General features: G+C 27.7%; 10 protein-coding genes. All 10 read left to right on the top strand.

Features of this window, described 5'->3' with window-relative positions:
* Positions 1-3: 3 nt before the first annotated feature.
* On the top strand, positions 4-1,005 hold the full coding sequence (locus JE46_RS14485; RefSeq protein ID WP_031456016.1) for a mannose-1-phosphate guanylyltransferase: 1,002 nt from the start codon (positions 4-6) through the stop codon (positions 1,003-1,005).
* A 4-nt stretch (positions 1,006-1,009) separates the two neighbouring features.
* Positions 1,010-2,056, top strand: a complete 1,047-nt coding sequence (rfbB, locus tag JE46_RS14480; protein WP_031456015.1) for a dTDP-glucose 4,6-dehydratase — start codon at positions 1,010-1,012, stop codon at positions 2,054-2,056.
* A 48-nt stretch (positions 2,057-2,104) separates the two neighbouring features.
* Positions 2,105-4,528, top strand: a complete 2,424-nt coding sequence (locus JE46_RS14475; RefSeq protein ID WP_031456014.1) for an SLBB domain-containing protein — start codon at positions 2,105-2,107, stop codon at positions 4,526-4,528.
* A 14-nt stretch (positions 4,529-4,542) separates the two neighbouring features.
* Entirely contained in the window at positions 4,543-5,616 is a 1,074-nt protein-coding gene (locus JE46_RS14470; RefSeq protein ID WP_031456013.1) for a Wzz/FepE/Etk N-terminal domain-containing protein, read from the top strand.
* A gap of 271 nt (positions 5,617-5,887) precedes the next feature.
* Positions 5,888-6,784 (top strand): alpha-1,2-fucosyltransferase, encoded by an 897-nt coding sequence (locus tag JE46_RS14465; protein WP_031456012.1) that lies wholly within the window; start codon positions 5,888-5,890, stop codon positions 6,782-6,784.
* 136 nt (positions 6,785-6,920) lie between these two features.
* The gene (locus JE46_RS14460) at positions 6,921-8,297 is read left to right on the top strand and encodes an oligosaccharide flippase family protein (RefSeq protein ID WP_167343442.1); all 1,377 of its coding nucleotides are present in this window, start codon (positions 6,921-6,923) and stop codon (positions 8,295-8,297) included.
* A gap of 731 nt (positions 8,298-9,028) precedes the next feature.
* Complete coding sequence (locus tag JE46_RS14455; RefSeq protein WP_031456010.1) at positions 9,029-9,850, top strand: hypothetical protein; 822 nt, start codon at positions 9,029-9,031, stop codon at positions 9,848-9,850.
* Between the two features lie 298 nt (positions 9,851-10,148).
* Complete coding sequence (locus JE46_RS14450; protein ID WP_051872894.1) at positions 10,149-10,925, top strand: glycosyltransferase family 2 protein; 777 nt, start codon at positions 10,149-10,151, stop codon at positions 10,923-10,925.
* Complete coding sequence (locus tag JE46_RS14445) at positions 10,922-12,100, top strand: hypothetical protein (RefSeq protein ID WP_031456008.1); 1,179 nt, start codon at positions 10,922-10,924, stop codon at positions 12,098-12,100. The genes JE46_RS14450 and JE46_RS14445 overlap by 4 nt, the downstream gene beginning before the upstream one ends.
* Positions 12,101-12,244: 144 nt before the next feature.
* A complete protein-coding gene (locus JE46_RS14440) occupies positions 12,245-13,327 on the top strand; it encodes a glycosyltransferase family 4 protein (RefSeq protein ID WP_031456007.1) in 1,083 nt (360 codons plus the stop codon).
* The last annotated feature ends 26 nt before the right edge of the window (positions 13,328-13,353 follow it).

Below are 13,353 nucleotides of genomic sequence, written 5' to 3'. Positions count from 1 at the left end.
AATATGAGTAATTCAATTGTACATGTAATTCTTACAGGAGGAGTTGGTAGTAGACTATGGCCGCTTTCACGTAAAAGCCAGCCTAAACAATATCTAGAGATATTTGATGGGAAATCATTATTTGAAATGACGGTTAATCGCAATAGCCATTTAGCAAATAAAGTGATGGTAGTAGGAAATGTCGATAATCATCATTTAAGTGGTAAAGTTATGGATAAATCCCAAACAGCTTATCTCAATATTGTTGAAGCCACACCTAGAAATACGGCTGCTGCTATTGCTTTTGCAGCTTTTGCAAGTGATCCGGATGATATTTTGATTATTACTCCTTCTGATCATATTATTGATAAAATGGAGAATTATAATGATGCGATTAATGATGCAATTAGTAAAGCACAGGAAGGTTTCATTGTAACTTTTGGAATCATTCCTACTAAACCTGAAACGGGTTATGGTTATATAGAATCAAAAGGAGATAAAGTACTTTCATTTAGAGAAAAACCAAATGAAACAACTGCTAAAGATTTTATTGCGAAAGGTAATTTTTTATGGAATAGCGGAATGTTTTGTTTTAAAGCCAGTGTACTTTTAGAAGAATTGAAACAGTTTCAACCCGAAGTTTACGAAAAATCCAAAATAGTCTGGGAATCAAGTAAAGAAGGCTTTCTGGACTTAGAAGCATCTCTGGAAATTCCATCGATCAGTATTGATTATGCAGTAATGGAACGAAGTAAAAAAATTAAAGTAGTTCCTGCATCATTTTCCTGGTCAGATTTAGGTTCATTTGAGTCTGTTTATGATTATTTATTTTCTAAAGGGCATCCGATAGACAAAAATGGTAATATGGTTATAGGCTGTAATAAACATACCACTTTTTTAGGGTTAAAAAACACAATTTTTGTTTATACAGACACTGCTAATTTAATTTTACAAAAAGAAAATTCACAAGATGTAAAAGACATATATAGTGAGTTAGAAAAACAAAACTCAGAATTATTAAATTAAGAAAATGAAAAAAATTCTTATAACTGGTGGTGCTGGTTTTATCGGTTCACATGTAGTGAGGCGTTTTGTAAACAAATATCCTGAATATCAAATTTACAATCTTGATGCTTTGACTTACGCTGGAAATTTAGAAAATATTAAAGATATTGAAAATTGTCCTAATTATAATTTCGTAATGGGAGATATTGTAAATGAAACTTTTATTAATGAACTTTTTTCAATTCACAATTTTGATGGGGTATTGCATTTGGCCGCAGAATCTCATGTTGACAGATCAATCGAAGATCCGTTAGCATTTGTAAAAACAAATGTTATTGGAACAATGAATTTGCTTAATGCCGCAAAAAAACAATGGAAAGACAATTTTGAAGGCAAAAGATTTTATCATATTAGTACAGATGAAGTTTATGGATCTTTAGGAACCGAAGGGCTTTTTACTGAAACTACACCATACGATCCAAACTCTCCTTATTCAGCTTCAAAAGCAAGCTCAGATCATTTTGTACGGGCATATGGTGAAACGTATGGTTTACCCTATGTTTTGACAAATTGTTCAAACAACTATGGGGCTTATCATTTTCCTGAAAAATTAATTCCGCTTTTTATCAATAACATTATTAATAACAAGCCACTACCTGTTTATGGAGATGGTAATTATACTCGTGACTGGCTTTTTGTTGAAGATCATGCCATTGCCATTGATTTAGTTTTCCATAAAGGGAAAAACCATGAAACTTATAATATTGGTGGTTTTAACGAGTGGAAAAACATTGATTTGGTTAAATTGTTATGCCATATCATGGATGAAAAATTAGGAAGAGAAAAGGGACAATCTCAGGAATTAATCACCTACGTGAAAGACAGACCGGGACATGATTTGCGTTATGCAATTGATGCTTCTAAAATTAATAAGGAATTAGGCTGGAAGCCATCGGTAACTTTTGAAGAAGGTTTGGAAAAAACCATTAATTGGTATTTGAACAATGAAGAATGGTTAAAAAATGTAACTTCTGGTTCTTATAAAGATTATTATAAAAAACAGTATTCTTAAAAATAAATTCCATTCTGATTTGAATTTCTTATCAAAACATCATTAAATATGAAAAATATAACGGTTGTTGTTTTATTATTTTTTACTTTTTTACTTTCTTTTCAAGTAAGTGCTCAGGATTTAATGAAATCAAGTGATTTGAGTACTTTAAAAGTGGATTATTTGTCTGATAGTGATATTGCTAAAATACGAATTCAACTGCAAAATAACAATATGACTATTGAAGAGGCTGAACCTATGGCTTTATCAAAAGGGATGAGTGCTGCGGAATTTTCAAAGCTAAAAGCAAGAGTAAATGAAGTATCCATTAGTAATTTAAATAAAAAAAGTAACGAAAATACTGTTGCAAACAAAAAAGATTCAGGACGCACTCAGGATAAAATAGTAAATAATAAAGTTAAAGATTCTGCTAATGCCTTAATATTTGGTTCTGAATTATTTGATAATCCGACGTTGAACTTTGAACCGGATTCAAATCTTGCAACTCCTATGAATTATGTTTTAGGACCGGGAGATGAACTTCAGGTAAGTGTTTATGGAGTACAAGAGTACAATGCCAGTATACCCGTAAGTGTTGAAGGAAAAATTACGATTCAGTATGTTGGTCAAATTTCAGTTTCCGGAATATCAATTGAGGCTGCAACACAAAAAATTAAGGCAGCAATTGCAAAAGTTTATAGTACTGTAAGATCGGGGCAATCTCAAGTAAGTGTGAGTTTAAGTAGAATTAGAACCATTAAAATTACTATTGTAGGTGGAAAACAGCCAGGAAATTATTCTATTTCATCTTTAGCGACAGTATATAATGCTTTGCATTTAGCTGGGGGTCCAGGAAAAAACGGCAGTTACAGAAATATAGAATTAATTAGAAATAATAAGATTTATAAAAATATAGATATTTATCGTTTTTTAGTTAAAGGTGATCAGTCAGACAATGTAAGTTTAAAAGAAAACGATGTAATTCGAATTCCAGTTTATACACAAAGAGTTACTGTCGAAGGAGAAGTAAAGAGACCTGGAATTTTCGAGATGAAGAAAAGCGAAAAATTTTCAGATTTATTAAATTTTGCATCTGGATTTAACGAATTTGCTTATACTGCATCAGTAAATGTTTTACAAAAAACAGGCAAAGAGTTTAAGGTTCATGATATTAAGGAAAGTGAATTCTCTTCATATCTGCCAAAATCTGGTGATGTTTTCCGAGTTACTAAAATCTTAAACCGATTTGAAAATCGTATTAAAATAGAAGGGGCAGTATTCAGACCGGATTATTATTCTTTTGATGAAGGAATGAGAATTTCAGATCTTATTGCCAGAGCAGAGGGAGTTAAGGAAGATGCTTATACTAAAAGAGCCAGAATTATTCGTTTAAAATCTGATTTAACTACAGAAATTGTAAATATTGATTTAGCGAGCGCATTGTCCGGAAATTTGAATTCTGATATCGAATTAAAAAGAGAAGACGAAGTAACAGTATACTCAATTTTAGATTTTAGAGAAGAGTATAAAGTTACCATTGATGGTGAAGTAAAAACTCCTGGAGAATATCCATTCTTTGATAACTTAACATTAAATGATTTGATTATTCAGGTAGGAGGATTAACAGGTTCAGCTTCTAAAAGAGTTGAAATTGCAAGAATGATAAAATCTGATGAAATTGATGATACTAATCCAAGGCGTATTGAATTAGTAGAATTAGAAATAACCGCTGACAATAATGAACAGGTAAAAAACTTTCTTTTAAAGCCTTTTGATGTGATAAATATTAGAAGAATGGCCGTTTATGAAAAACCACAAATGGTAACAATTAGCGGAGCCGTTGCTTATCCGGGAAAATACGTTCTGGCAAATAAAAAAGAATCCGTTTATAATGTAGTTATGCGTGCAGGAGGATTAACATCAGTAGCAAATTTAGAAGGGATGAAAATAAAAAGACCAATAAAACAAGAACAAATCGATAAAATAGAAAGGATTGATTTGAATTTGTCTAAAAATGATACTTTAAAAAAAGATCTAACTAAAAAGCTAAAAGATGAACTGAAATATGCAGTAATTCCTCTTGATTGGAGTAAAATAGTAAAAGATAAAAATCATTATTCCAATGTAACTTTATTTCCTGATGATGAAATTGAAGTTGCTACTTTTAATGAGGGAGTCAAAGTTACAGGAAACGTTTTATTAACTTCTGAAATTCCTTATAGAAGAGGAAAGAGTTTTAAATATTACATAAATGCAGTTGGAGGAGTTGATAGCAAAGGTTGGAAGAAAAAAGCATATATTATTTATCCCAACGGAAAAGCTTCAGTGACAGGTTCTTTTTTGTTTTTTAGATCCTACCCTAAAGTTATACCTGACTCTCAAATTGTTGTTCCTGAAAAACCTGAAACCAAGAAAATGAGTACGGGTGAATGGGTAAGTATTGGCAGTGTAATTACAAGTTTAGCGTTATTAATTGTTACAGCTTTTAAATAAAGTTTATATTCTATATGGAAAATAATTTATCAGTTAAAAGTGATGAAATCTCATTGAAAGAATTGTTGGAAAAGGCAAAAAAACTTTGGAAGTATTTACTTTATCAATGGAAAGTTATCATCATCGCAGGCCTAGTTGGAGCTTCTTTAGGACTTGCTTATTCATTTAGTAAAAGCCCAATTTATACTGCTACATTGTCATTTGCGTTAGAAGATGAAAAAAGTGGAGGTGGTTTAGGAGGGGCTTTGGGATTAGCAAGTTCATTTGGTATTGATTTAGGCGGAGGTGGAGGGAGTATTTTTACAGGTTCTAACTTGACTGAATTATTTAAATCCAGGTCAATGGTAGAAAAAACATTACTTTCACCTGTTGTAGTTGAAGGAAAGACTATTTCATTAGCAGAAATGTATATTAAAAATAATAAATGGCGTAAAAACTGGATAGATAATCCAAAATTAGCGGGTCTAGAGTTTTTGCCCACTGTAAACCGTAAATATTTTACCCGTGTTCAAGACAGTATTATGGGAAAAATATATGAAAATTTGTCAAAAGGAGGTTTAACAGTTGATCAAAAAGATAAAAAGATTTCAATTATTAATATTGACGTTACATCTCAAAATGAGCTTTTTGCAAAATATTTTTGTGAAGCATTAGCGAAACAAGTATCAGATTTTTATATAGCTACTAAAAGTAAAAAAGCAAGAATTAACATGGCTATTTTACAACGTCAAACAGATTCTATCCGAAGAGAACTCAATGCAGCAATTACCGGTGTAGCTGTTGCAAATGATAATACATTTAATCTAAATCCAGCACTAAATGTTCGTCGTACACCATCAGCGAAAAGGCAAGTTGATGTCCAGGCCAATACGGCAATATTAACTGAGCTTGTAAAGCAAACCGAACTAGCAAAAGTAACATTACGGAAAGAAACTCCTCTGATACAAGTTATTGATAGACCTATTTTGCCTTTAGCAAAAGAACGGTTGGGTAAATTAAAAGCATTAATAATAGGAGGAGGGATATTTGGTTTTTTGGCAGTATTAATATTACTTTTAAAGAAAATAATTAATGACATTGTCGGGTAATTTTTTACACACTATTCAGAAGAAGATTAAATTATGAATTATAATAATTTATTCCAGAAAACTGATAAAATCATAATTTATTCGATAGCCTGTTACTCTTATTTAGATATAAAAAACATTGAAAAATTTGAAAAATCAGTTTTGAATAAATGTGCAAGAGCCTTATTTAGTTTTGAAGAAAAATTTATTATTTAAAAAACGAAGAGTTTTGTTGTTTTAGCTATAATTTTTAATCAATTAGAATTTAATGGCTATCTTAAATATCATATAAATGTTAATAATAGAAGTTATAGGAGGCTTAGGTAATCAGATGTTTCAATATGCTTTTTATATTGCTTTAAAAGAGCACTATAAGAATCAAGAAATTAAATTATATATAAATAGATTTAATGAAACTTCAGATAATCAAGGATATGAAATTGAAAAAGTATTTGATGTTAAATCAGAATATTTTGAATCTGATATTTCGAATTTAGTTGATGATTCAACAGAGTTAAAAGCAAGAATCAGAAGAAAATTTTTAGGCACAAAATCAAGCTTTTTTATTGAAAAATTTTTTAAATACGATAAAAATGTTTTAGAATTAAGTGATGAAAAGTTAATTTATTTAAGAGGACTTTGGCAGGATGAATTATATTTTTGTCAACATAGAAAGATACTACTAAATAGTTTTGAATTCAAAAAGGAGTTGGATACAATTAATCTTAAGTTATTAGAAGAAATTAAAAATAGTAATTCTGTAAGTATTCATATAAGAAGAGGGGATTATGTTTCAAATAAAAAATATAAAAATCTATTAGGAGACGTTTGCTCTTATAAATATTACTATGATGCATTAAATTATATTAAAAATAGAATCGATAAATTGACTTTGTATGTGTTTTCGGACGACATTAATTGGGTAAAAACTAATTTTGATTTTTTAGCTGATGAAGAGGTTGTTTTTGTAAGTCATAATATAGGAATTAAAAGCTATATAGATATGCAATTAATGAGCAATTGTAAGTATAATATTATTGCTAATAGTACTTTTAGTTGGTGGGGAGCATGGTTAAATAAAAACCCTTCTAAAATGGTGTTAGCCCCAAATAAATGGTTTAAAAAAAATAAAAGATTACAAGACAATCATATAGTTCCTGATGATTGGATTAAAATAGATAACTTATAAAAAATATATTTAGCGTAATTCAGATAAATTAGCCAAATACACTTAAACATTTTTTTTACTTTTTTTAAATGATTCTCTTGGCTCCTAAATATTCTTAAAAATTTAAAATGCAACATTATAATTGAATATATATTTATTGAAAACATTAATTAAAAACATTTTACTAAGGTATTCAACGAAAAATAATCGAGAAATAACAAAAAATATATTTCTTTCTTTTTTTGCAAAGGGTATATCACTATTTGTTAGTTTTTCATCTGTATCCTTACTCTTGAATTATTTAGGAAAAGAAAATTATGGAGTTTGGTTAACAGTTTTTTCAATTATCTCCTATTTTTCTTTTTTCGATTTAGGATTAGGTAACGGATTGAGAAATTATTTAACATCTGCATTTTCTTTAAATAATGTAGAATTAGCTAGACAATATATAACTACTGCTTATTTTATATTAGGCTTGTTTTTATTAATTACATTAATTATAATCCAAATTTGTGTAGGTTTTGTTGATTGGCAAGTGGTTTTTAAAAGTACTTCTAATTTTGATTTTTATAAAATAGTATCAATTTGTCTCTGGGGGTTAGGGTTATTACTCTTATCTAATTTAATAGTTTCTATATTGCAATCGAAGAAAAAAACTGGTTTTGGAAATTTATTACATTCTTTAGGCGGGTTAATTTCACTTATTATATTTATTGTATTTTCTCAATTTAAGTTTAATTCAAAATTAAATTTCGTAGCATTCATATTTACTTGGAGCACGCCACTATTTCTATTTATATTTTCTTTTTTTTACTTTATTATAAATAAAGATTCTTTGATGCCCAAATTGCATCACTTCAGAAAAGCACTTATCAGAAAGCTTTTCGGACTTGGATTAAGTTTTTTTTTAGCTCAATTTTTGGTGTTAATTTTAAATCAAGCTTCAAATATAATTATCACACAAGTTCTAAATCCTTCTGAAGTAGTTATATATTCAATTCCTCAGAAACTCTATTCTATTATTTCAATAAGTTTAGGAATTATTTCTTACACCTTACTTCCTTATTACACAGAGGCTGTATCAGTTAATGACTATTTAAGAATACGAAATATGACTTTTAAATTTTTTAAATTTTTCATGATAGTTGTCTTGTTTTCATTAGTTTTACTTTTCACTTCTGAAGTTATAATTAAATTTTGGTTAGGCAACATTGTTAAAGTACCATTCACATTATTGTTATTGCATTTAATTTTGGTTTTAGTGTGTGGCATTAATACAATATTCTCTACTGTGCTCAACGGGCTGGGTAAAATAAAAATTCAGTTACCAATAATTTTAATTGCAGTAATAATTTTTATTCCTTCTGCCATATATTTAGGAAAGAGTTTTCAATTAAATGGTATTGTTGTGGCTTCTATAATGGCACAATTGCCTATTTCGTTTTTTCTTTTTTTTCAATCAAGAGAAATTATAAGTAAAAAAAACATAAGTAAAAAAAATACATTTAATGGAAATATTACTGTTGACAGCTAATGTAAATGTTAAATTAGTGTCGCCTATAATATCCACTTAACTGATAATAAGGAGAGATTAGCTCAATATAAAATATTTTAAAAAGATATATAGAAGTTTCTTTTTTTGATAAACTTGTTTTTTGGGAAAATACGTGCTTTAATTTTTCAAAAGACGACTTAATAGATTTAGCAATTAAGAATAATAAACAGATTGAGTTTTTAATTTTTATATCTGACATAAAAAGCAGTAAATAAATATGGTAAAGGGGCGTGTCTTAAGCATGCTATAGAAAACAGTGAATTTATAAATAACAATAAGTTTTTTATAAAGTTACAGGAAGGCTCTTTGTAGAGAATATAAATTTAATAATTAAAAAGATAGTAATATTAATAATTGTTTTTATACTGATGTATGGAATTCAACTAGTGTAAATACTTTTTTTAAGTGTGATGCTTCCTTTTTAAAATGTATCTCGAAAATTCCTATTTAGAGGTAAATGATTCGCAAGGTAGATTTTTAGAGTTTATTTATTTTGATATTTTAATTAAATAAAGAATAAGGAGTTTTAGACGTTTGCCTTTTATTTCAGGTAATTCTGGTTCGACAGGAAATGCTTATACTGTAGAATCAGAATATAGAATAAAAAAAATATTTTTTATTGGTTTTATTCACTTAATATAGTAATCTATAAAATTTTAAGAATATTAAAAAAATAAAAGTATTATGTTTAATAGTAAGAGATTGTAATTGTGATTGTATCAATTAATTATTCTGATCAAAACTTTAAAAAGAAGCAACGATTAAATAGTTGGACTGCGAAACATATAGGTAAAGTAGATAAAGTAATCTCTTATTCGTCAGCTGATATTGATTTAGATTTTTTTGAAGCTAATAAAGAAATTCTTACCCAAAAAAGAGGCGGAGGTTATTGGCTTTGGAAACCCTACATAATTCTTAAAACGCTTAATGAGTTAAATGATGGTGATTTTTTATTTTATGTTGACTCAGGAATTCAATTTATAAAAAATGTAAATGGATTAATAACGAAACTCGAACAAAGCGGACAGGAAATAATGGTCTTTCAGTTACCTTTATTAGAAATACAATGGACAAAAAAAGAAGTTTTTGATTATTTTGATATTTCGAATAATGATTTTTTGTATTCAAATCAGATTATGGCTTCTACTCTGTGTTTAAAAAAGAATGAAAATTCTGTCTCTTTTGTTAAGAAATGGTTAGGAATATGCCAGAATCAATCTTTATTATTGCCCTCTTCAAACTTACATTTGGATGAATATAAATGTTTTATTGCTCACAGAGAGGATCAATCATTATTAAGTGTTTTGTCAAAAATAAGTAATATAAAACCTTTTAGTGATCCGACAGATTTTGGAAAATTTCCTTATCAATATTTAAAGACGAATAGGCTTTTTAATATTACTGAATTTGACGCTGCTTTTTCTTTAAATGAGACATATTTTTTACACAATAGAACTAATAATCCTTTTCTTTATTTTTTTAAGTATCTGATAAAGATTGTTTTGTTAAGGTTTAGTTTGTTTATAATTTGATTACAACTTTATGATTTTAGTTTAAATATCGTTCCTTCTGGTGAATTGCTAAAATATCTTAATGAATTAAATTAGCCCATATAAAAATAACAGTGCCAGTTAAGTGTATGAAAATTTATAAGGAAATAAAAAAATCAAGAGTAGATGCTAACCTAACTACTTGTCTTATTTTAAATTAGTCGTTGTAGTATAGATTATATATTAAGTATAGTAATATAGCGAAGTTCTATGTACTATATTTATTTTGATTTTTGTTTTAAATTTATTGGATATGCAATAAATTAATTGTAGAAAAAATATGAAAAGAATTGATATAAATAATTATGCACCATTAATAACTATCATTACGTCAACTTTCAATGCAGAAAAGGATCTGGAACAATGTATTAAAAGTGTAATATCTCAATCTTATACAAATATTGAGTACATTATTATTGATGGAGGTTCAACGGATGGTACTTTAGAAATTGTAAAAAAATATGAAAAATTTATAACTACTAATCTTTCAGAAAAGGATAATGGAATTTATGATGCTTGGAATAAAGGTGTGAAATTAGCAAACGGAGATTGGATAGCTTTTTTAGGAGCAGATGATATTTACATGCATGACGCTATTGAAAAATACGTACAAGAGTTAAGTAAATTAGATTATCATAGTTTAGATATGATTTCCTCAAAAGTAAGGCTGGTAGATGATAAGGGGACAGAATTAAGAATTATAGGAAAAGAATGGGTTTGGAATAAATTTAGAAGATTTATGTGCACGGCTCATGTAGGTTCTTTTCATTCTAAATCTTTTTTTAAAAAATATGGATTATACAACATAGACTATAAAATTGTAGGTGATTATGAGATTTTATTAAGGGCTAAACATTTGCTTAAAGCTGCATATTTTGACGAAATAACTGTTAATATGAAGGTTGGAGGTATAAGTAATCTAAATAATGCTGCAATTAAAGAAGCGTACAAAGCAAAAAAAAGGAATAATTCGGTAAATAATGTATTAGTTTTAAAATATGATTTTTTTAAAGCAAATGTTATATTTTTTCTTAGAAAAGTTTTAAACCGGATATGAAAAATTATATTTTTTATTCTACTATTTTATGTGCTTTTACTGAAGCCTTGAGTCTAAACATAGGATTCGATTTGAAATTTTTTTATTTTGTAGTATTTATTAATTTTATTATTCTAGTTAGTTTCAATAAAGTTGTATATACTAAAGGGCTCTTGATATTTCATTGTTTAGTTTTGTTTTCTGGACTGTTTTCTTGTGTTTTTGGTTATAATAAGTTTGGATACTTTTTTGTTCAATTTTTTTTTCTTTTACTCATACCAACTTATTATAATTCATTTTTCAACTTCTTTAAAGATAGATTTAAAGATATTGCTTCTCTTTATTGTAAAATTTGTTTCATACTAGCTGTGATTGGTTTTTTAAAATTACCTCATGATATTTCAATTGGGAGGTCTTTTGAAAGTTTATTACTTGAGCCGGCACACTACTGTACAATTGTTTTACCCGCGTATTTTATTACGTTGAAGGATAAAAGTTATCCACGTTATTATTTTATAATAATAATGTTTTCTATTATTGTAAGTGGTTCAAGTTTAGGGTTTCTGGGATTAGGTTTATCATTAATCTTAATGTTAAAAAAAATTTCTTTTACCAGAGTAATTCTGCCCATAATTGGTGTTACACTTATTGGGACTTTTGTTTATTTTAATTTTGCTCCGTTTAAACTTAGAGTTGACGATACCGTTAATAGTATGGTAAGTGGGGATTTATCAAAAGCTAATTTAAGTACTTATGCTCTTTTATCTAATTTTTATGTATCTGCTAAAAGTTTTTCTTCAAATCCTATTATAGGCAATGGTATAGGTTCGCATGTGTATTCTAGGGAGTTATATTTAAGTAAGATTGAAGGTATAGAAGTTTTTGAAAGTATGAACAGTGAAGATCTAAATGCCAAAGATGCCGGTTCATTATTTTCAAGAGTAATGTCTGAACTAGGTTTAATGGGACTTTTAGGAATATTTATTTATATATCTAAATTTTATGTAAAAAATTTAGATGAAAAAAGCTCTATAAATTCAATTATATGCAAAGGAATAATGTTGTATTTCTTTGCTAAATTATTTAGAGAAGGCCATTATTTTTCACCTGAAATGTATTTTTTTGTTTTTTTATATGTTTTTAATAAATACGATAGTTCTAAGTCAAATAATTTGCAATTGGCCATAAAAGTATAAAACATGCAAGTTCTCTAAACTTTATTATAAGAATAACAGAATATACAAAAATAATATTTGTTTTATATTTATACCGAAACTTAAATTGTTTTAATTCTAGATTCTAGCTTATTTGTATTGATCTCAGATAAATATTTAACACTAATGAAAAAAAACATTTTATTTTTTTGCCCTATTCCTCCACCTATCGGAGGGCAGGCATTAATTTCAAATATGGTCTATAATTTAATTAAACCAAAGTTTTTAATTAACACCAATGTAAAAAGTAAATATTTAGGCACAATAATAACTTTATTAAAAACTTTTTGGATTTTCATTTTTCATAAAGTTGATCTAGTTTATTTTACATGTACACGAAGTAAAAAAGGAGCAATAAAAGATATTGTTTTGTTATTTTTATGTAAAATAAAGGGAGTTAAAGTCATTAATCATTTACATGGTAATGAGGTTATGGATCTTTTTACAGGTGGGATATTTTCAAAAATTATTCATAGCGCATATACTAATATTGACGAAACGATTTTTGTGACAGAGAGGCAAAAACAACTTATGCCTTCATCATTAACGAAAATGAAAAGAAGCGTAATTCCCAATTGTTATGATTCGGTTTTAGATGATGTTGATTTTGATTTAAAAAACAAAAATGAAGAAGTACATATTCTGTATATATCATTTTTGATGAAAAGTAAAGGCATTTTTGTGGCTTTAGATACTTTTGAAAAAATAGCTAAAGATCATAAAAATGTCATATTTAATATTGCCGGCGAACCTCTCTCAGATTATTTGATGTCAGCTTTAGAAGTGAAAAAAAAATTTGATGATAGATTCCACGAATTAAATCAACTTTATCCAAATAGGATAGTTTATCATGGAGTTGTTAAGGGAGTCAGCAAAATAAATCTATTTTTGAATAGTGACATTTTACTCTTTCCAACATTTTTTAAAACTGAATCATTTGGTTTAGTAAATATTGAAGCAATGAGAACAGGAAATGCAATAGTTACCACAGATCATAATTTTTTATCAGATATTGTTACTAAAAGCGAAGGACTGTTAGTTAAACCAAATGATGTTGATAGTACATATAATGCAGTGAAATTCTTTCTTGATAATCCTGAATTGTTATTAAAAATTCAACAGCATAATATTATACATTCAAAATGTGAATTTTCTCCAGAAAAATTCAATAGTAGAATAAATCTTTTATTCTCCCAATATTTGAGCTAAAATCTAATTAAATTAATTTTTTAAAA

The sequence above is a fragment of the Flavobacterium chungangense LMG 26729 genome (assembly GCF_000735715.2).
In the GTDB taxonomy this organism is placed as follows: domain Bacteria; phylum Bacteroidota; class Bacteroidia; order Flavobacteriales; family Flavobacteriaceae; genus Flavobacterium; species Flavobacterium chungangense.
The sequence above is the reverse complement of the archived record's forward strand: the minus strand, read 5'-3'. Positions and strand labels throughout refer to the sequence as shown.